This window comes from Microbispora sitophila, assembly GCF_014892245.1.
Taxonomy (GTDB): Bacteria; Actinomycetota; Actinomycetes; order Streptosporangiales; family Streptosporangiaceae; genus Microbispora; species Microbispora siamensis.
In genome coordinates, this window is record NZ_JADBGC010000027.1 from 69,374 (window position 1) to 87,485 (window position 18,112).

Sequence of the window (18,112 nt, forward strand, 5' to 3'; positions counted from 1 at the left end):
GACATGTGCGGACTGACCGGCGAGATCCGGTTCGACGGGCGGCGCGCCGACATCGGCGCGGTGGGCAGGATGACCGACGCGATGCACGATCGCGGCCCGGACGGGTCGGGCCTGTGGTCGCAGGGCCCGGTCGCCCTCGGCCACCGGCGCCTGAAGATCATCGACCTGTCTGACAAGGCGGCCCAGCCGATGGCGGACCCCGCCCTCGGCCTGGCCGCGGTCTTCAACGGTTGCCTCTACAACTACCGTGAGCTGCGCGAGGAGCTGCGGGCCGAGGGCTACCGCTTCTTCTCCGACTCCGACACGGAGGTGCTGGTCAAGGCGTTCCACCGCTGGGGCCCGGACTGCGTGCACCGCTTCGCGGGGATGTTCGCCTTCGCCGTCTTCGAACCGGAGACGGGACGGCTGACGCTCACCCGCGACCGGCTGGGCATCAAGCCGATGTACGTGTCCGGAGACGGGCGGCGGCTGCGCTTCGCCTCCACCCTGCCCGCGCTGCTGGCCGGGGGCGAGGTGCGCACCGACATCGACCCGGTCGCGCTGCACCACTACATGACCTTCCACTCGCTGGTGCCCGGCGACCGCACGATCCTCGCCGGCGTGCGCAAGCTGCCTCCGGCGACCATACGCACGGTCGATGCCGACGGGACCTCCCACGACACGGTCTACTGGAACCCGCCCTTCACCCGCCTGCCGCGATACGAGGGGATGGACGCGCACGACTGGCGCGAGGCGGTGCTCGACCGGCTGCGCGCCGCGGTCCGCAGGCGCATGGTCGCGGACGTGCCCGTGGGCGTGCTGCTGTCGGGCGGCCTGGACTCCAGCGTCATCGTGGCTCTGCTGGCCGAGGAGGGCCAGCGGGACCTGTCGACCTTCAGCATCGGTTTCCACGCGGCCGGCGGCGACCCGGGAGACGAGTTCCGCTATTCCGACCTGGTCGCCGAACGCTTCGGCACCGACCACCACCGCATCCTCATCGAGGACTCCCGCCTGCTTTCCGGCCTGCCGGAGGCGGTGCGGGCCATGAGCGAGCCCATGGTCAGCCACGACTGCGTCGCCTTCCACCTGCTGTCGGGGGAGGTGGCCAGGAACGTCAAGGTCGTGCAGTCCGGGCAGGGCGCCGACGAGGTGTTCGCCGGATACCGCTGGTTCCCCCCGCTGGCCGCCGTGCCACGCGAGGACGCCTTCGCGACGTACGCCCGGGAGTTCTTCGACCGGCCGCACGAGGACCTGGGCGGCATCGTCGCACCGGACCACCTGGTCGACGAGGACGTGAGCGCCGATGTCGTCCGCCGTCACCTCGACCGGCCGGGCGCCGAGACCGCGCTCGACGCGGTGTTGCGCCTGGAGACCCGGCTGATGCTCGCCGACGACCCGGTCAAACGGGTGGACAACATGACGATGGCCCATGGGCTGGAGGCCCGCACGCCGTTCCTCGACCACGAGCTGGTCGAGCTGGCGGCGGCGTGCCCGCCGGAGCTCAAGCTCGCCGGGGGCGGCAAGGGCATCCTGAAGGAGGCCTCCCGGGCGCTGCTGCCGCGCGAGGTCGTCGACCGGCCGAAGGGCTACTTCCCGGTGCCCGCGATCCGGCACATCGACGGGCCCTTCCTCGACCTGGTGCGCGACGTGCTCACCGCGCCCGCCGCGCGCTCCCGCGGTCTGTTCGACAAGGCGTACGTCGAGGAGCTGCTGGAGAACCGGGAGGCCCACCGCACCACGACGGGGGTCAACGTGCTGTGGCAGCTCGGACTGCTGGAGATGTGGCTGCAAACTCAAGGAATCTGATGGCGGAGCACCTCCTCGGCGCTGTGTTCCCGGGCACCGGGTCTCCCGACACCGGGTTTCTCGAGGTCTGGGGCTGCTGGACGCCGGCTTCGGCGCCGGACCGGCGCGCCGTCGCGTACGTCAGCGACCGGGACGGCGCGCCGCGGGTCTGGGTCCAGCCGCTGGGGCCGGGCGGGCGGGCACGGGTCGTCGACACCGGGCCCGAGCCGGTCGCCGACGTGAGCTGGTCGCCGGCCGGAGACCGGCTGGCGGTGCTCGTGGCGCCGGGCGGCGGCGAGCACACGCAGGTCTGGACGGTCCGCACCGACGGCGGCGACCTACGTCCGCTGGCCGCGCCCGAGGGCGGTTCGGCGTGGTTCGTCGAGTGGACCGGCCGGGGCGACCTGCTCCTGGTGACCGAGGTCTCGGCGGCCGGACTTGCCGAGGCCCTGCTGATCGACGCGGCCACCGGGAGCCGGGAGACGGTCGCCGCCGGGCCGCTGCTGCACCCGGAGGCGGTCAGCCGCGACCACGCGAGGGTGCTGCTGCGGTGCGGCCCCCGCGGAGTCCGGCGGATGTACGTCAAGGACCTCTCCCCGGGCGGCATCAACCTCCCTGGGGGTGACACGGGCCTGTCCGGGGGCGGCACAGGGCAGTCCGGGGGCGGCACGAGCCTGGCCGGGGGCGTCGCCGAGCGGCCGCTGCTCGCGGACCTGCCCGGTTCGACCGAGCACGGCGTCCTCTCGCCCGGCGGAGGAACCGCCTACCTGCTGACCGACGCGGGCCGGGACCGCGCCGCGCTGGTCGCCGTACCGGTCGATGGGCTGGTCGGCGTGCCGGTCGGCGGGGGCCGGGTCGTGGTGGCCGAGCGTCCGGACGCCGAACTGGACCGCTTCGCGCTCACCGTGGACGGGCGGCGCCTCGTGCTGGTGTGGAACGCGGCCGGACGCTCGGAACTGGAGGTGCTGGAGGCGGGCAACGGCCCCGGCGGCGGTTCGGACGACACCGGGCGTGCGGGCACCGACCCCGCGGGCACCGGGCGCGGGGATTCCGACGTCGCCGCGAATTCCGACGCCGCAGCAGACTCCGGGGGCGCGGACACCGGCAGCGCGGAATCGGGGGCCGCCACGGATTCCGGGGGCGCGGCCGGCGGCGGAACCCGCGGCGGCGCGGGCGCCGGATTCGGTGCCGCGGCAGAGCTCGGTGCCGCGGCAGAGCTCGGTGCGGCGGCAGGGTTCGGTGCGGGGTTCTTCGGCGGCGGCCCGGGGTGGGTGCGACGCCCGCTCCCCGCTCCACCCGGTGAGGTGGTCTCCTCGCTCAGGCTCTCGCCGGACGGCCGGGTGGCCGCGCTCGCCGTCGAGGGGCCGGCCCAGCCGTCGCACATCGTGCTGTGCGACCTGGACACGGGCCGATACCTGCCGGTCGCCGGGGCCGGCAGGCTCGCCGCGGCCGTGGACGCCGAACTCGTGCGCGTCCCGGCCCGCGACGGGCTGGAGCTGAGCGGGTGGCTCTACCGGCCGCCCGGCGTCCTGGGCCCGGCGCCGTACGCGGTCTTCCTGCACGGCGGGCCCGAGGACCAGGAGCGACCGGCGTTCACTCCGCTGTACCAGTGCCTGGTGGCCGCCGGCATCGGCGTGTTCGCGCCGAACGTACGCGGCTCGGCCGGGTTCGGCCGGGCCTTCCGCGACGCCGACAACCACGCGCTGCGCTTCCGCGCGATCGACGACGTGGCCGACTGCACCGCCCACCTGGTGCGGGCGGGGCTCGCCGACCCCGCCCGGCTCGCGTGCCTGGGCTGGTCGTACGGCGGCTATCTCACGCTGGCCGCGCTCGTCACGTATCCGCGGCTCTTCCGCGCCGGGGTGGACGTGTGCGGGATGGCGGACTTCGCCACCTTCTACGATCGCACGGAGCCGTGGATCGCGGCGGCCGCGGTGAGCGAGTACGGCCATCCGGAGGCCGACCGCGATCTGCTGCACGCCCTGTCGCCCCTGCACGCCTTCGACCGCCTGACGACTCCCCTGCTCGTGGTGCACGGCGCGCGGGACACCAACGTCCCGGTGTACGAGGCCGAGCAGGTCGTCCGCGCGGCCCGGGCCCGGGGCGTGCCCTGCGAGCTGCTGCTGTTCGAGGACGAGGGGCACGAGATCCGGCGGCGGGCCAACCGGGTCGTATTCGTGAGGCGAGTGACCGAGTGGCTCGGACGGCGCCTGACCGGCGTGTCCTCCGGGTGACCCCCGGCGGCTCTCAGCGTGACTCGTACAGCCGCGCCAGGTCGCTCTCCATCTTGGCGATGACCCGCTGGTACCCCTCCCAGCCGTACAACCGGAACAACTCGGATTTCATGCGGAGCGTCTCCTCCTGCACCGCCTCTGGACCCTGGCGGCGTATGGCGTCGAGCGCGAGACGCGCCTGCCGCTCTCGGTCGGTGGTTCCGGCGAGATCCTCGCGTCTCATCTCAGGAGTAGGCATGGGGCTCTGCCCTCCGGGTCTGGACGAACGGTGCCTACACCTGACGCGCCTCGGCCGCGCTAGGTTGACGGCCGCGGGAAAAACTTCTGAACAAGCGCCTACCGGCGAGTAGCGTGTGACCGGTCCCCCCGACGCCCCGTCAGGGCGCCTCGCCGCCGGGGACGTCGACCGCGATCTCGCCGCCCAGCCGGTGCCCTTCGCTGAGAACGAGGTTGTCGCCGCTCCAGAACCTTCCCGGGTCGTACCAGTTCGGGCGGCGGCCGGCGGGCAGCAGGCCCATCGCCTCGTACGTCACGGCGACGACCTCCGCGCAGTAGGCCGTCTCCAGTGCACGATCCAGCGCGCCGGCTCGGGCGCCGTCCCGTGTGCCGTCCCGTGCTCCCCGACCGAGCGAGGGCAGCCGTCCGCGCAGCCAGCGCCCGGCCAGGCGGGCCGTGGACGGGAACGGCGTGCCGTCCAGCCGCGCGATCGTCCGCAGGACGGCGTCCTCCATCTCCCTGGTTGCGGACGGCTCCAACTGCCGCAGCCAGGCGCGCTGGCCATACCTGGCCGCCCAGACGCAGACCGCGTCACGCATGTCGTGCAACTGGACGCCGCGCTGATGCGTGCCCGACCACATGTCGGGCAGCGACCGGCCGAGTTCGGCGTGCCACATGAGCGGCGGCAGATCCTCGATGACGACGGCCATGCCGACGTGGTTCACCGGGCTGTTGGTGGTCACCTGGATGGCGCGGTCCGGCACACTGCGTCCGCGGAACACCCAAAGGTCGCCGGTACGGGCTAGTTCGATCGCTTTGTCGAGACTTATCCGCGTATGAGCCACGGCAGTAGCCTAGGCACATGCGCTGGTGGAGGATACTCGGTCTGGCGGCCTTCGCGGGTGTCGCGGCGACCGGTGTGGTGATCGCCCGGGCCGAGCGCCGGCGGCGTGCGTACACGCCCGGGGAGATCCGGGAGCGCCTGCGGGCCCGGCACGCTGAGGCCGTCGCCGCGGCGGAGGCGCCCCGCGGTACAGCCACCCGATAAGCCCCGCGGCACAGCCGCCCGATAAGCCGCGCGCCACCAGGCGACAGCCCCGTGGCGAGAGTCGCCACAGAGGACCGCTCAGCCGCCGCGGTAGGCGTCGACCCCCAGCTTGACCGCGACCGCGAGGCCGCAGAGCGCCGCGGCGAGGCGCAACGTCTCACCGGGCAGGCGGCGCGCGACCGCCGGCCCGAGCCAGCCGCCCACGAGGAACCCCACGGCCAGCGGGCCCACCGCCGCCCAGTCGACGGGGCCGAAGACGGCGAACCAGACGGCCGCGACGGCGTTGGCGAGCGCCGAGACGACGTTCTTGACCGCGTTGACGCCCGCCGCGGGCCGGTCGAGCGCCGCCGCGAGCACGGCGAACATGATGATCCCGCCGGCGGCGCCGAAGTAGCCCGTGTAGACGGCGACGCAGAAGACGCCCAGGCGCAGCGCCAGACCGCTCTCGCCGCCGAGGCTCACCTGCCCGGGGCGTGGCGGGCGCAGCAACAGCAGCAGCGAGGCACCCGCGACCAGCCACGGGGCGACCATCTCGAACGTCCGCGACGGCGTGACCAGCAGCAGCCCGGCGCCGGTCGCGCCGCCCAGTGCGGCGGCGAGGCCGAGGCGGCCGACGAGACGTCCCTGACCTGCCAGTTCGGGCCGGGAGCCGGCCGCCGCTCCCACGCCGGTGAACAGCAGCGCGACCGTGTTGGTGACGTTCGCGGCCAGCGGCGGCAGGCCGAAGGCCAGCAGCGCGGGGTACGACACGATCGAGGCCAGGCTCACAACCGTGCTGACCACTCCGGCGACCAGGCCGATCCCGGCCAGCCCCAGCACGTCCACAAGCACAAGGGCACCCAACCATACGCATTCCGGACGTCCGCGACCGACCTCCTCCTCTCGGCGCTCGGCGGCGCGACCCGTCTGTCAGGACGCCGGAAAGCGCAGCACCCAGCGGCGCTGCCAGGGGGTCTCCACGGCCCGTGGATGGTATTCGGCCCGCGTCCAGGCGACGGCCCGGTCGGCGGGCAGGCCCGACAGGATGGCCAGGCACGCGATCACGGTGCCGGTGCGCCCCACTCCCCCGCCGCAGGCGACCTCGATCCGACGGCCCGCACGCGCGTGCGCGTGCAGTGCCCGGATGCGGCCGATCGCGTGCTCCCGGTCGCGGGGCAGGAGGAAGTCGGGCCAGTCGATCCACTCGTGCGGCCAGGTGAGACCGTGCTCGTGCTTGTGCCTGAGCCGCCGGCTGCCCAGGTAGAGGCCGTGGTCGGGCAGGACGCCCGGCGGCGTGGGACGTCTCAGGCCGCGGCCCCGCACCGGGGTGCCGTCGGGGAGCCGGATGGCGCCAGAAAGATCATCGATGGGCATGCCTCATCGTGCCTCCCGCCGCGCCGCCCTCGCAGCGGATTTTCGGACTCATCCGGGCGCGAGGTCGAACTCGTCCCGCAGGATCGAGAAGAGGAGCTGGTCGTGCCAGCGCCCGCCTCGCCACTGGGCACGCCGGACCACGCCTTCGAGCCGGAACCCGATCTTCTCCAGGCACCGTATCTCGGCCTTGTTCTCCGGGTCGGTGGTCGCCTGGACGCGTTCCACCCGCGTGTGCGTGAACAGGTAGCGGACGAGTTCCCGCTGGGCCCGGGTCCCGATTCCCCTGCCCCGCCGGTCCGGCAGCAGTCCGACGGCGATCTCCCAGCACAGCGACGTGTCACGGCGGCCCCAGCGCCGCTCCAGCCACTCGACCCGTCCCGCGAGTTCTCCGTCCACCGTGACGGCGAGCATGTTGTCGGCTCCGGCCAGGAGCCCGCGGGTGCGCAGTGCCTCCCGCAGCGCCATGGTCGGGGTGAATCCGAACCACTGGTAGGGAGTCGCGCCGCTCTCGCTCTGGAAGGCCGCGTCGAAGGCGTCCAGGTCGGCTTCGGTGATGGGTCGAAGTGCCAGGTGATCGGGCATTCCCGTCGCTCTTTCCTCACGTGTCGTTCGAGTGCGGCCCACCGGGCCGGGGGACGTTCACCTTGTCCGTTCAGCGGCGATGGGCGCGGCCCCGATCATCGCATGCTCCACTTCGGTGACCGGATCGACGTCACCCGGGGGCCCGCCCGTCCGTTCCTGTGCGTCCGTTCCTGCGCGTCCGTACTCAGGCCTGTCCGCTGTGGCCGGCGAAGTAATGGCCCTCTTCGAGATCGGGGATGAGCGCGGGCCGCACCGGATGCCACCCCAGCCGCTTGCGCGTCAGCTCGCTGGAGACGGGATTGTCGAGCGACGTGAAACGCGCGAGCCAGGCGAAGTGGCCATCCGCCTCCTCGGGAGACAGGGCGGTCACCGGTATCCCGAGGTGCCTGCCGACGACCCCCGCGATGTCGCGGAACGGCACGCCCTCGTCGTCGGCGGCGTGGAGCCGCGCGCCCGCGGGCGCGTGTTCCAGCGCCAGGCGGAACAGCTCGGCGGCGTCGAACCGGTGCACCGCGGGCCAGCGGTTGGACCCGTCACCGACATAGGCGGACACGCCCCTCGCGTGGGCGATGCCGATCAGGTCGGGCACGAACCCGCGGTCGCCGTGCCCGTGCACCGACGGCGGGAGGCGCACCGCGCTGACGCGCACGCCACGCGCGGCGAACGACAGTGCCCTCTCTTCCGACGCGGCCCGGGGCTGCGCCTCCAGGACGGGCGTGTCCTCCGTGCCGAGGCGGCCCGGTGGAAGGAGCGCGGTCACCGAGGTGACGACGAAGGAACGACCCGAACCTTCGAGCGCCTCGCCCATCGCCTCGATGGCGCGGACGTCGGCCCGGCACGACGCCGCGAAGTCGGTGGAGGCGGAGATGTTGGTGAAGGCCGTGTGCACGACGCCGTCCGCCGCGGTCACTCCGCCGCGCAGGCTGTCGAGGTCGTCGAGGGAGCCGCGGTGGACCCCGGCACCGGCGGCCTTCAGGGACGCGGCCGCCTGGTCCGAGCGGGCGAGGCCGACGACCTCATGCCCGGCGTCGATGAGTTCGCGGACGACGGCGGAACCGAGGAATCCGGTCGCGCCGGTGACGAATACACGCACGGTGCACTCCTGCGGGTGAAGATGACATGGATCCGGCCCCGGCGCGCTGTCGAGGGGGCGTCCGGAGCGCTGGACCCATCCTCGGAACAGACGCGGACGCACGTCCAACGCCTGATCCGCATCGCAATACGCTTCGAGCATGCCCGCAGCTCAGCGGGCATTCGGCGGCCGGCGGCCGAGCCGCCGGGGTATACGCTTCGGGCATGCCCGACCCGGCTTCAGCGCCCGATCTCGACCTGCGGCTGGTGCGATACTTCACTGCCGTCGCCGAGCACCGGCACTTCGGCCGCGCCGCCGAGGCCCTGCACATCACGCAGCCGTCCCTGAGCCGGCAGATCCGCCACCTCGAGCGGCAACTGGGCGCCCGCCTGCTGGATCGCACGCCGCGGGGCACCCGGCTCACCGAGGCCGGAGAGATCTTCCTGCCTCGTGCGAAGGCGCTGCTGCGCTCGGCCGCCCAGGCCGCGGCCCAGACCCGCGCCGCGGCCCGTCCCAGCCGGATCACCATCGGGTGCACCACGAACATGGACGTCGCCCCGGCGGTGCGGGAACTGCACGGCCACCACCCGGACGCGGACGTACGCACCCTGACGCTGGCCTGGGACGAGGCACGTGCGGCCCTGCTCGATCGTCGCGTGGACGTGGCGGTGACCCGGCTGCCGCTGCGGACCGACCGCCTCCATGTGACGGTCCTCTACGACGATCCCCGAGTCCTGCTGGTCCCGCGCGGCCACCGCCTGGCCGGCCGGCGGTTGGTCACACTCGACGACATCGCGGACGAACCCCTGCCCCGGCTGCCCGACCCGGACTGGAACGCCTTCTGGCGCATCGACCCCCGGCCCGACGGGAGCCCCGCGCCGGACGGCCCCCTGATAGAGCTCCTCGAGGACAAGCTCGAACTCATCGCCGCCGGGCAGGCCGTGGCCATCGTCTCGGCCGGCCTGCGCGCGGACAGTCTCCATCCCGGCCTCACCACGGTTCCCCTGCACGGCGTCGAGCCGGGCCACGTCGTGCTCGCGACCCGCGCCGGCGACGACGACCCCCTCGTGACGGCCTTCCGCAAGTACGCCCAAGCCCACCTCAGAAGTGACATCGGCGGGGACGTGTAGGCAGCGGTCACGTCGTCCGCCCACCCTTCCTGATACCGGAGAGCGCTCTCCACCTCGTGCTATAAATGGCTGCATGAGCACCGATCTCCCGCACACGTCGGGAGCCCCCACGCTGGAGGACGTGGCCCGTGTGGCGGGAGTGTCCCGGGCGACCGTCTCGCGCGTGATCAACGGTATCCGCAACGTCGCGCCGGACATCCAGGAGGCGGTGCACCGGGCCATCGAGACGACCGGCTACGTGCCGAACCGGGCCGCCCGATCCCTCGTCACCCGCCGTACGGGAGCGGTCGCACTGGTCGTGTCGGGCGCGGGCGACGCGAAGGGCGGCGAGCCGTTCGAGTCCCGCGTCTTCGCCGACCCGTTCTTCGGCCGGGTCGCCGGCGGCGTGGTGGGATACCTGCGGCCGCGGGGCATCCACCCGGTGCTGATGCTGGCGGACTCGGTGCAGACCCGCGACGACGTCGTGTCCTTCCTCCGCCAGGGCAGCGCCGACGGCGCCCTGGTCGTCTCGACGCACGGCGAGGACCCGCTGCCGAAGCTGCTGGTGGACGCCGGGCTGCCCGCCGTACTGTGGGCGCGGCCCGCCCGGCCGATCCCGATCAGCTACGTCGACCTCGCCCACCGGGCCGGCGCGGCGCTGGCGGCCGACCACCTGGTGGCGCGCGGCTGCCGGCGGGTGGCCACGATCAGCGGCCCCTTCGACGTGCCCGCCGCCCAGGACCGGTTGTCGGGATTCCAGGAGGCCATGGCCGGGCACGGCCACCCGTACGTGCCGGCCGTGGAGGGCGACTTCATGCCCGCGAGCGGAGAGGCCGGTATGCACCGGCTCATCAAGGAGCACCCGGACATCGACGGCGTCTTCGTCGCCAACGACCTCATGGCGCAGGGCGCGCTGCTCGCGCTGCGCGACCTCGGGCGCCGGGTGCCCGAGGACGTCGCGGTGATCGGGTTCGACGACAGCGCCGCGGTCGCCTGCCGCCCGCCGCTGACGACCGTGCGCCAGCCGATGGAGGACATGGCCGCCGAGATGGCCCGCCTGCTGCTCGCGCACGTCGCGGACCCGGACTTCCAGGTCACCTCGGTCATCGTGCAGCCGACGCTGGTGGTCCGCGAGTCCGCCTGACGGACCACCGGCGCCCCGTTCCCCGCTGTCAGGCCACCCGCAGCCGCTTGCTCGCCTTGATGATCTCGGCGTAGCGGTGGCCGCTCGACTTGACGGTCCGTGCCTGGGTCTCGTAGTCGACGTGCACCAGGCCGAACCGCTTGTCGTATCCGTAGGCCCACTCGAAGTTGTCCAGCAGCGACCACGCGAAGTAGCCCGCCACCGGCGCCCCCTGTTCGATGGCCCGGCCGCAGGCCGCGATGTGGTCCTCCAGGTAGGCCAGACGCTCCGGGTCGTCGACGGTGCCGTCCGCGCCGACCGTGTCGGGCCAGGCCGACCCGCTCTCGGTGACGTACAGACGGGGCGCGGCGTACTCCCGGGCGAGGCGCACCAGCAGGCGTTCCAGGCCGCCCGCGTCGACCTCCCAGCCCATGGCCGTGGTCGTCGCCCCCGGCACCTCGACCTGCCGCGCGTACGGCACGGGCCCGTCGGGGTCGGCCGCCACCACCTGCCGGAAGTAGTAGTTGACGCCCAGGTAGTCGAGCGGGGCGGCGATCGTCTCCAGGTCTCCCGGCCGGATCGGCAGGTCGACGCCGTACACCGCGATCATGTCCTCCGGGTAGCCGCGGCCGGTGACCGGGTCGAGCCACCACCGGTTGACGTGCCCGTCGAGGCGCCGCGCGGCGGCGTGGTCCTCCTCGCTGTCGGTCGCCGGGTCGCACGGGCTGAGGTTGTTGACGATCCCGATCGACGGCGTCAGCCGCGCGGCGGCCCGTACGGCCTGTGTGGCCAGGCCGTGGGCGAGGTGGAGGTGGTAGGACGTGCGGACGGCGGCCTCCAGGTCCTTCACCCCGGGCGCCATGGAGCCCTCCAGGTGCCCGTGCCAGGAGCAGCACAGCGGCTCGTTGAGCGTCGTCCAGTCGGCGACGCGGTCCCCGAGTCGTTCGGCCACGACGGCGGCGTAGTCGGCGAAGCGCTGGGCGGTGTCGCGCGCGGGCCACCCGCCGCGGTCCTGCAGCGCCTGCGGCAGGTCCCAGTGGTAGAGGGTCGCGAACGGCCGGATGCCGGCGTCGAGCAGGGCGTCCACGAGGCGGTCGTAGAAGGCGAGCCCGCGCGGGTTGACCGGTCCCGTGCCGTCGGGCACCACGCGCGGCCAGGCCACCGAGAAGCGGTAGGCGTCCACACCGAGGCGTTCGAGCAGGCCGACGTCCTCGCGCCACCGATGGTAGTGGTCGCAGGCCACCTCACCGGTGTCGCCGCCGTCGATCGCCCCGGGTACCTCACAGAAGGTGTCCCAGATCGAGGGCAGCCTGCCGTCCTCGAGGGCCGCGCCCTCGATCTGGTAGGCCGAGGTGGCGACGCCCCAGACGAAGTCGTCGAAAGCGGTTACATCGGGGGCGTGGCCGCGCTGCGGCTCCATGCGCTGGTTCTCCTTGGTTCGATGGTGACGGTGACGGTGCGGGTTCACTTCACGGCGCCCGCGGTGAGGCCCTGCACGAGGTAGCGCTGCAGCAGCAGGAACCCGGCCACCACGGGGACGCTGACGACCAGGGAGGCCGCCATGATCTGGTTCCAGTAGACGTCGTTCTCGGTGGCGTACCCCTGGAGGCCGACGGCGAGGGTGCGGCTCGACTCGTCGGTCATGACCGAGGCGAACAGCACCTCCCCCCACGCGGTCATGAACGCGTAGATCGCGACGGCCACGATACCGGGGGTCGCGGCGGGAAGGACGACCCGCAGCAGGGCTCCGATCGGGCCGCTTCCATCGACCTGGGCGGCCTCGTCCAGGGCCGTCGGGATCGAGTCGAAATATCCGGCCAGCATCCAGATCGAGAACGGCAGCGAGAAGGTCAGATAGGTGATGATCAGCCCGGTGCGGCTGGCGTACAGCTCGACCCCGAGCGCGGTCCCGAGGTTCACGTAGATCATGAACAGCGGGAGCAGGAAGAGGATGCCGGGGAACATCTGCGTCGACAGCACGGTGACCGAGAAGATCCGGCGGCCGGGGAAGCGGAAGCGGCTGATCGCGTACGCCGCGAAGATCGCGATGACGACCGACACCAGCGCGGCCACCGACGCCACGATCAGACTGTTGGCGAAGTAACGGGCCAGCGGGACCGTCCGCCACATGTCGGCGAACGGCCGCAGCGTGATCGTCGTGGGGATCCAGTGGAAGTCCCCCTGCACGTCCTGCAGCGGCTTGATCGCCGAGGTCAGCATCACGTAGAGCGGGGTCAGGGTGAACAGGCCGAGCAGGCCGAGGCCGGCCCACCGCGCCCACGGCAGCCAGCGGGGGTCACGCATCGCTCCTCCTCCGGGACGTCGCCACCAGATACACGGCGGTCACCAGCAGCAGGAACAGCAGGAGCAGCACCGACATGGCCGAGCCCGAGCCGAAGTTCCAGGTGACGAACGAGCTCTGGTAGATGTGGATCGAGATCAGGTCCGCCTCGTGCGGGGCCGACTTGCCGAACAGCACGTACGGCGTGTTGAAGTCGTTGAACGTCCACAGGAACAGCACCAGCACCAGCACTTGGTTGATGGGGCGCAGCATGGGCAACGTGACCGCGCGCAGCCGCCGGCCCCAGCCCGCGCCGTCGATGGCGGCCGCCTCGTACAGGTCGGCGGGGATGTTCTGCAGCCCGGCCATCAGCACGAGGAAGGCGAACGGCCACGACCGCCACACGCAGACCACGATGATCGACACGAAGCTGTTGGACCCGATCAGCCAGAACGGCCGCTCTCCGAACAGGTGCAACTGGTCCACGAGCACGTGGTTGACGAGCCCCGAGTCGCGCTGGAGCAGGAAGCTCCAGGTGATCACTCCGGCGTAGACCGGCAGGGCGTACGGCACGAGGAACAGCGCGCGCAGCACGGCCCGGCCCCGGAACGAGCCCTGCATGAGCACCGCGCCGCAGATGCCGAGCAGCCACGACAGCCCGACGGTGAGCACGGTGAACACGACGGTGACGAGGAACGAGTGCAGCAGCGAGCGGCCGACCGCGCCGTCGAAGTCGACGGCGACGCTGTAGTTGTCCAGCCCCGCGAAGGGCGCGGCCGACCAGTTGCGCAGGAAGAACTGGGTGAGCTTCAGGAAGCTCATCCCGATGCCGATCAGCATCGGCACCAGGTGGACGAGCAGTTCGAGCAGCACGGCCGGAAGGATCAGCAGGTAGGGCAGGGCGACGCGGCGCAGCCGCACCGGGACCCGGTCCGCAAGCCTCCGCCGCCGACCACGCGGAGACGGGGGGCCACCTGGAGACGGAGGTCCTTCCGGAGACGCGGGCCTTCGTTGCGCGCCGGCCCGGGACGTGGTGGACACGACCGTCGGATCCGGTGCGGGGACCGCCGGATTCGTCCGGCGGGGGAATCGCTCGCCTGATGCCGTCCTTGTACGCCCCGGCGGGGCATCGGTCAGGGCTTGGCCGTCGCCTGCCCCGGCTGCCTCAGCCGGGGCAGGCGAGAAGCCGTCCTCTTCAGGGGACGGAGGAGTCACGGACTTCCTCTCGGTGTCGAGGGTCTGCGTCGGGGCGCCGGGCGGAGCCTCCGCCCGGCGCCGGGTTACCAGGGCCGCTCAGCCGCCCATCTGCTGGTTGGCCTCGGTCAGCTTGGCCTTGACGGCCTCCTCGGTGACCGGCTTGCCGCTCGCGGCGTCCGCGAACAACTGGTTCATCGCGTTGCCCACCAGCGTCTCGAACTGGCTCTCCTGCGCCACCTGCGGCAGCGGCGCGGCCGTGGTCGAGAGGATCTGCTGGAACGTCTTGATCGTCTCGCTCTCGAACGCCCGGTCGTCGTAGGCGTCCGTGACGGTCGGCAGCGAGCCGTACGCCTTGTTGAGATTCTGCTGGGTCTGCTTGGACGTCATGAACTGGGCGAACTTCAGCGCCCCGTCCTTGTTGGCGGCCGTCTTGAACACGGCGAGGTTGATGCCGGCGACCATCGCGTTGACCTGCTTGCCGCCCTGCGACGCGTCGGGCAGCGGGATCGGGGCCAGGCCGTAGTCGTCCTCGGTCCAGCCGGCCTGCTTGAGCTGAGTGGCGATCGACTGCCACATCAGCATGCCGGCCTTGCCGGAGACGAAGTCCTGCACCGCCTCGGTGCCGTTGGCGTACTCGGCGTTGCTCGGGTTGACGATCTTGTGGGCGGCCATCAGGTCGAGGTACTGCTTGATGGCCGCGACCTCCTGGTCGGAGTCGAAGTGCGGCTTGCCGGAGGCGTCGAACAGGTCCGCGCCGTGCTGCTGGCCGAAGATGAAGGCGTGGTGGGCGTTCTCGCTGACGCTGGCGCCCTCCACCGCGAGCCCCCACTTGCCGTCCTTGGTCAGCTTCTTGCCGTCCGCGATCAGCTCGTCCCAGGTGGCCGGCGGCTTGTCGATGCCGGCCTCCTTGAACATCTTCTTGTTGTAGAAGAGGCCGTACGTCATGCCGTAGATCGGCACGGCGGTGGGCGGCTGGCCGGGGGCGCCGGTCGCCGCGAGGCTGGGGCCGAGGAAGCGCTCCTTGCCGCCGAGCGTCTTGAGCAGCGCGTCGTCCCAGGGCACGAACGCCCCGGTCGCCTGCAGGGAGGCCGACCAGGTGTTGCCGATGTTGACGACGTCCGGGCCCTTGCCCGACGTGGTCGCGGCGAGGATCCGGTTGAGCAGGTCGGCCCAGGGGACGACCTCCAGGTTCACCTTGATGCCGGTCTCCTTGGTGAACCTGTCCAGCTCGGGCTTGAGCACCTCCTTGTCGTTCTCCAGGCTGGTGCCCTGGTTGGACGCCCAGTAGGTGATCGTCTGGGCCGCGCTCCCACCGGCCGATCCGGCCGTGGACGGCGAGTCGTCGGCGCCGCAGGCCGTCGCGGCGAGCACGAGGGCTCCGGCGACGGCGGCGAGATATGGCTTGTGTCTGCGCACGGGTGTTGTCCTCACTCTTGCGGGTGCGACCGCCCACCCGTGAGGGCGGCGGCCTGGGGGGTGAACGGGGGCTGTGACAGCGCGGTCCTGCGACAGCGCGGCGCGGACGGTCCCTGCGGGTGCGGGAGTCGCCCCAGGTGACGGGCGCCGGCCACGCGAGCACGGCTCTCCTCACCGCCGATGGCTTGGAGAGCGCTCTCCAAGGAGGAGAGTGTCGCGGAAGGCGAGGAGTGTCAAGGGGCGGCACTGCCCCACGCTCGGCGCAGCCGACCGCTCTGACTCGGTTTCCCTCGCATGAACTGCGGATTTCCGCCGCGTTGAAGGCCGGTCTTGACAGGGCGGTCAGCGGGGTCCACGCTTTGGGAAAGCGCTCTCCCATCCCGTTCCCGCATCTGTGCCGAAGAGAGGTCGCCCTTTCCCCACCGCACGCCGGGCACGCCCCCGGCATCCCCGCCGGCCGGCCCGCATCGCCTTCACCCGGCCGTTCAGGCCTGTACGCACGGCTTTTGACCAGCCCAATACGCCATTTTTACTTTTTTGGGCAATTTCTGCGTCCGTTCGGACTTCGGGGGTAGCTCGCCGCTCCAGGGACGATTTCGACCCAAGGAGGCTTCAGTGAGCGACTTCCATACCGAGACGCGAACATACGACGGGGGAAGCGCGCTGCCGCCGGGCACCGGCCGTCAGCAGGCCGGACAGCAGGGGCCCACACAGCAGGGGACTGCGCAGCAGGTCCGGCAGGCGGCGCAGGAGACGGCCCACGAGGCCAGGGCGGCCGCCGGCGAGGTGGCGGTCACCGCCAAGGACCAGGCGCGTACGGTGGCCCACGAGGCCAGGGAGCAGACGCGGCACGTTCTCCACCAGCTGCGCAGGCACACCGACGAGCAGGCGCGGCACCAGAGCAGGCGCGCGGCCGACACGATCCGCCAGTGGACCGGCGAGCTGGAGGCCATCGGCGACAACGCCAAGCCCGACTCCCCCATGCGGGACGTGGTCCAGCAGGTCGCGGACCAGGGGCGCCGCGCCGCCGACTACCTGGAGACCCAGGGCCTGCAGGGCGCGGTGCGCGACGTGCAGGACTTCGCACGCCGCCGCCCGGGGCTGTTCCTGGCCGGCGCCGCGGTCGCGGGCTTCCTCGTGGGACGGGCCGTCAAGGCCGTCACCTCGGCCGAGGACCCGCACACGAACGACGCGGCGAGGCGCTTCGACTCCGGCTCCGCATACGGCACCGTCTCCGGCGACGGAAGCGGCGCCGCATACGGTTCCGGGTCGCCCTCGACCGCCCCGTACGGCAGCCGTCCACCGGCGACGTACGGCACGGGCACGCAGCACACCCTGGTCGGAGAGTCGGTGAGCGGGAGCACGGGCACCGGCGGCCCGGGCACCGGCGTGACCGCCTCTCCGTCGTACGGCGCAGATACCGGCAACGGCACCGGCAACGGCACCGGCAACGGCACCGGCGCCGGATATCGAGCCGGTGACGAAACGCGTGACGGCACCGGCACCGGTGACGCGACCGGCGCGCGCTACCCGTCCGAGGAAATCCGGGACGGCCATGCGGACGGATACCCGGGCACGCCGGGCAACGGGGGTGGCCCGCGATGAGCTACCCCAGCCCACCCGCCGAGCCCTCGCTGGGCAAACTGGTCGGGGAGATCGGCGAGGACCTGTCCACGCTGTTCCGCCAGGAGGTGGAGCTCGCCAAGGCCGAGATCCGGCAGGAGGCCGCCAAGGCCGGCAAGGCCGCCGGAATGCTCGGCGGAGCCGGCTTCGCCGGATACATGGTGGCGCTCCTCGTCACGCTGGCCGTCGTGTTCGGTCTCGGCAACGTCATGGACCTGGCCTGGGCCGCGCTCATCGTCGCGGCCGTGTGGGCGGTGATCGGCGGCGTGCTGTTCGCGCGGGGCAAGGAGCGCATGCGCGAGGTGAACCCCACGCCCGAGCAGACCATCGAGACGCTGAAGGAGGACGTGCGATGGGCGCGAGCCCAGAGGAGATAAGGGCCGAGATCGAGGTCACGCGGGCGGAACTCGCCGCCGACGTCGACCGGCTCGCCGACCGGGCGAGCCCGGCGCGCATCGTGCGGCGCCGTACGGACAAGGTGCGCCAGGCGGCGCAGTCGGTGAAGGAGAAGGTGATGGGAGTGCCGGCACACGCCACCCACACGGTTCGCGACCAGACCGGTGAGGCCGCGGGGACGATGCGGGACGCCGCGGCGCACGCCGGCGAGACGGTCCGTGACGCGGCGGCGCAGGCGGGCGAGACGGTCCGCGGCACCGCGGCCGAGGCGGGCGAAATGGTGCGGCACGGCGCCCAGCAGGCCGCCCAGACCGTGCGCGAGGCGCCGCGGCAGGCGATGCGGAGCACGCAGGGCAACCCGCTCGCCGCGGGGCTGATCGCCTTCGGCGCGGGGCTGCTGGCCGCGAGCCTGCTGCCGAAGACCTCCGCCGAGGAACGCGCGGCCGTGCAGGTCAAGGACCGGGCCGGCGAGATGGTCGAGCCGGTGAAGCAGGCCGTCCAGGAGACCGCGCAGCGCGTGGGCGAGGACGCCAGGGAGGCGGTCCAGCAGGTGCGCGAAACCGCCGCGGAGGCGACCAGGACCACGGGTGAGGAGGCTCGCGACCAGGCACGGCAGGTCACCGAGCAGACCCGCGACCAGGCACGGCAGATGACCGGGCAGGCCCGGTCATAGCATCCCGCGTGGGAACGTTCCGAGG

At 72.4% G+C, this 18,112-nt stretch carries 18 protein-coding genes; 8 read left to right on the forward strand and 10 right to left on the reverse strand.

Annotated elements, in window-relative coordinates; genetic code table 11:
* Nucleotides 1–3 precede the first annotated feature (3 nt).
* Nucleotides 4–1,785: an N-acetylglutaminylglutamine amidotransferase gene (locus IL992_RS36950; RefSeq protein WP_193207956.1), complete on the forward strand. Its 1,782-nt coding sequence runs from the start codon at nucleotides 4–6 to the stop codon at nucleotides 1,783–1,785.
* Nucleotides 1,785–3,998, forward strand: coding sequence for a prolyl oligopeptidase family serine peptidase (locus tag IL992_RS46980; RefSeq protein WP_226874474.1), 2,214 nt, complete (start codon nucleotides 1,785–1,787; stop codon nucleotides 3,996–3,998). The genes IL992_RS36950 and IL992_RS46980 overlap by 1 nt, the downstream gene beginning before the upstream one ends.
* A 13-nt stretch (nucleotides 3,999–4,011) precedes the next feature.
* Here IL992_RS46980 and IL992_RS36960 read toward each other — a convergent pair whose 3' ends face one another.
* Together IL992_RS36960 and IL992_RS36965 are read right to left on the reverse strand one after the other, a co-directional pair.
* Nucleotides 4,012–4,221 (reverse strand): hypothetical protein, encoded by a 210-nt coding sequence (locus IL992_RS36960; RefSeq protein ID WP_193207957.1) that lies wholly within the window; start codon nucleotides 4,219–4,221, stop codon nucleotides 4,012–4,014.
* Between the two features lie 154 nt (nucleotides 4,222–4,375).
* A complete protein-coding gene (locus IL992_RS36965; protein ID WP_319019075.1) occupies nucleotides 4,376–5,044 on the reverse strand; it encodes a hypothetical protein in 669 nt (222 codons plus the stop codon).
* A gap of 32 nt (nucleotides 5,045–5,076) precedes the next feature.
* On the opposite strand from IL992_RS36965, the gene IL992_RS36970 reads away from it, so the two are divergent.
* Nucleotides 5,077–5,262 (forward strand): hypothetical protein, encoded by a 186-nt coding sequence (locus IL992_RS36970; RefSeq protein WP_193207959.1) that lies wholly within the window; start codon nucleotides 5,077–5,079, stop codon nucleotides 5,260–5,262.
* Between the two features lie 78 nt (nucleotides 5,263–5,340).
* On the opposite strand, the gene IL992_RS36975 is transcribed toward IL992_RS36970, so the two are convergent.
* The 4 genes from IL992_RS36975 to IL992_RS36990 form a co-directional block, all read right to left on the reverse strand.
* The gene (locus tag IL992_RS36975) at nucleotides 5,341–6,087 is read right to left on the reverse strand and encodes a sulfite exporter TauE/SafE family protein (RefSeq protein ID WP_319019067.1); all 747 of its coding nucleotides are present in this window, start codon (nucleotides 6,085–6,087) and stop codon (nucleotides 5,341–5,343) included.
* An 84-nt stretch (nucleotides 6,088–6,171) separates the two neighbouring features.
* The gene (locus IL992_RS36980; protein ID WP_193207960.1) at nucleotides 6,172–6,615 is read right to left on the reverse strand and encodes a protein-tyrosine phosphatase family protein; all 444 of its coding nucleotides are present in this window, start codon (nucleotides 6,613–6,615) and stop codon (nucleotides 6,172–6,174) included.
* A 48-nt stretch (nucleotides 6,616–6,663) separates the two neighbouring features.
* Entirely contained in the window at nucleotides 6,664–7,197 is a 534-nt protein-coding gene (locus IL992_RS36985) for a GNAT family N-acetyltransferase (RefSeq protein ID WP_193207961.1), read from the reverse strand.
* A gap of 184 nt (nucleotides 7,198–7,381) precedes the next feature.
* A complete protein-coding gene (locus IL992_RS36990) occupies nucleotides 7,382–8,290 on the reverse strand; it encodes an SDR family oxidoreductase (RefSeq protein WP_319019068.1) in 909 nt (302 codons plus the stop codon).
* 203 nt (nucleotides 8,291–8,493) lie between these two features.
* Between IL992_RS36990 and IL992_RS36995 the strand changes: the two genes are divergently transcribed.
* The gene (locus IL992_RS36995) at nucleotides 8,494–9,399 is read left to right on the forward strand and encodes a LysR family transcriptional regulator (protein WP_193207963.1); all 906 of its coding nucleotides are present in this window, start codon (nucleotides 8,494–8,496) and stop codon (nucleotides 9,397–9,399) included.
* A 73-nt stretch (nucleotides 9,400–9,472) separates the two neighbouring features.
* On the forward strand, nucleotides 9,473–10,522 hold the full coding sequence (locus tag IL992_RS37000; protein ID WP_193207964.1) for a LacI family DNA-binding transcriptional regulator: 1,050 nt from the start codon (nucleotides 9,473–9,475) through the stop codon (nucleotides 10,520–10,522).
* A gap of 28 nt (nucleotides 10,523–10,550) precedes the next feature.
* On the opposite strand, the gene IL992_RS37005 is transcribed toward IL992_RS37000, so the two are convergent.
* The 4 genes from IL992_RS37005 to IL992_RS37020 all read right to left on the reverse strand — a co-directional run bounded on the left by IL992_RS37005 (nucleotide 10,551) and on the right by IL992_RS37020 (nucleotide 15,395).
* Nucleotides 10,551–11,921, reverse strand: coding sequence for a GH1 family beta-glucosidase (locus IL992_RS37005; protein ID WP_193207965.1), 1,371 nt, complete (start codon nucleotides 11,919–11,921; stop codon nucleotides 10,551–10,553).
* A gap of 44 nt (nucleotides 11,922–11,965) precedes the next feature.
* The gene (locus IL992_RS37010) at nucleotides 11,966–12,805 is read right to left on the reverse strand and encodes a carbohydrate ABC transporter permease (protein WP_079319586.1); all 840 of its coding nucleotides are present in this window, start codon (nucleotides 12,803–12,805) and stop codon (nucleotides 11,966–11,968) included.
* A complete protein-coding gene (locus IL992_RS37015; protein ID WP_319019069.1) occupies nucleotides 12,798–13,703 on the reverse strand; it encodes a carbohydrate ABC transporter permease in 906 nt (301 codons plus the stop codon). The genes IL992_RS37010 and IL992_RS37015 overlap by 8 nt, the downstream gene beginning before the upstream one ends.
* A 372-nt stretch (nucleotides 13,704–14,075) precedes the next feature.
* Complete coding sequence (locus IL992_RS37020) at nucleotides 14,076–15,395, reverse strand: ABC transporter substrate-binding protein (RefSeq protein WP_193207966.1); 1,320 nt, start codon at nucleotides 15,393–15,395, stop codon at nucleotides 14,076–14,078.
* 615 nt (nucleotides 15,396–16,010) lie between these two features.
* On the opposite strand from IL992_RS37020, the gene IL992_RS37025 reads away from it, so the two are divergent.
* From IL992_RS37025 to IL992_RS37035, 3 genes are read left to right on the forward strand one after another with little or no spacing between them, the layout of a single operon-like run.
* A complete protein-coding gene (locus IL992_RS37025; protein ID WP_193207967.1) occupies nucleotides 16,011–17,000 on the forward strand; it encodes a hypothetical protein in 990 nt (329 codons plus the stop codon).
* Entirely contained in the window at nucleotides 16,997–17,395 is a 399-nt protein-coding gene (locus IL992_RS37030; protein ID WP_079319590.1) for a phage holin family protein, read from the forward strand. Before IL992_RS37025 ends, IL992_RS37030 begins: the two co-directional genes overlap by 4 nt.
* A complete protein-coding gene (locus IL992_RS37035; RefSeq protein ID WP_193207968.1) occupies nucleotides 17,371–18,087 on the forward strand; it encodes a DUF3618 domain-containing protein in 717 nt (238 codons plus the stop codon). The genes IL992_RS37030 and IL992_RS37035 overlap by 25 nt, the downstream gene beginning before the upstream one ends.
* The last annotated feature ends 25 nt before the right edge of the window (nucleotides 18,088–18,112 follow it).

What these genes read in the sequence shown, in the direction of transcription:
- IL992_RS36950 (WP_193207956.1), top strand. Translation starts at nt 4, where the DNA reads ATGTGCGGACTGACCGGCGAGATCCGGTTCGACGGGCGGCGCGCCGAC.
- IL992_RS46980 (WP_226874474.1), top strand. Translation starts at nt 1,785, where the DNA reads ATGGCGGAGCACCTCCTCGGCGCTGTGTTCCCGGGCACCGGGTCTCCC.
- IL992_RS36960 (WP_193207957.1), bottom strand. Translation starts at nt 4,221, where the DNA reads ATGAGACGCGAGGATCTCGCCGGAACCACCGACCGAGAGCGGCAGGCG.
- IL992_RS36970 (WP_193207959.1), top strand. Translation starts at nt 5,077, where the DNA reads ATGCGCTGGTGGAGGATACTCGGTCTGGCGGCCTTCGCGGGTGTCGCG.
- IL992_RS36980 (WP_193207960.1), bottom strand. Translation starts at nt 6,615, where the DNA reads ATGCCCATCGATGATCTTTCTGGCGCCATCCGGCTCCCCGACGGCACC.
- IL992_RS36985 (WP_193207961.1), bottom strand. Translation starts at nt 7,197, where the DNA reads ATGCCCGATCACCTGGCACTTCGACCCATCACCGAAGCCGACCTGGAC.
- IL992_RS36995 (WP_193207963.1), top strand. Translation starts at nt 8,494, where the DNA reads ATGCCCGACCCGGCTTCAGCGCCCGATCTCGACCTGCGGCTGGTGCGA.
- IL992_RS37000 (WP_193207964.1), top strand. Translation starts at nt 9,473, where the DNA reads ATGAGCACCGATCTCCCGCACACGTCGGGAGCCCCCACGCTGGAGGAC.
- IL992_RS37005 (WP_193207965.1), bottom strand. Translation starts at nt 11,921, where the DNA reads ATGGAGCCGCAGCGCGGCCACGCCCCCGATGTAACCGCTTTCGACGAC.
- IL992_RS37010 (WP_079319586.1), bottom strand. Translation starts at nt 12,805, where the DNA reads ATGCGTGACCCCCGCTGGCTGCCGTGGGCGCGGTGGGCCGGCCTCGGC.
- IL992_RS37030 (WP_079319590.1), top strand. Translation starts at nt 16,997, where the DNA reads ATGAGCTACCCCAGCCCACCCGCCGAGCCCTCGCTGGGCAAACTGGTC.
- IL992_RS37035 (WP_193207968.1), top strand. Translation starts at nt 17,371, where the DNA reads ATGGGCGCGAGCCCAGAGGAGATAAGGGCCGAGATCGAGGTCACGCGG.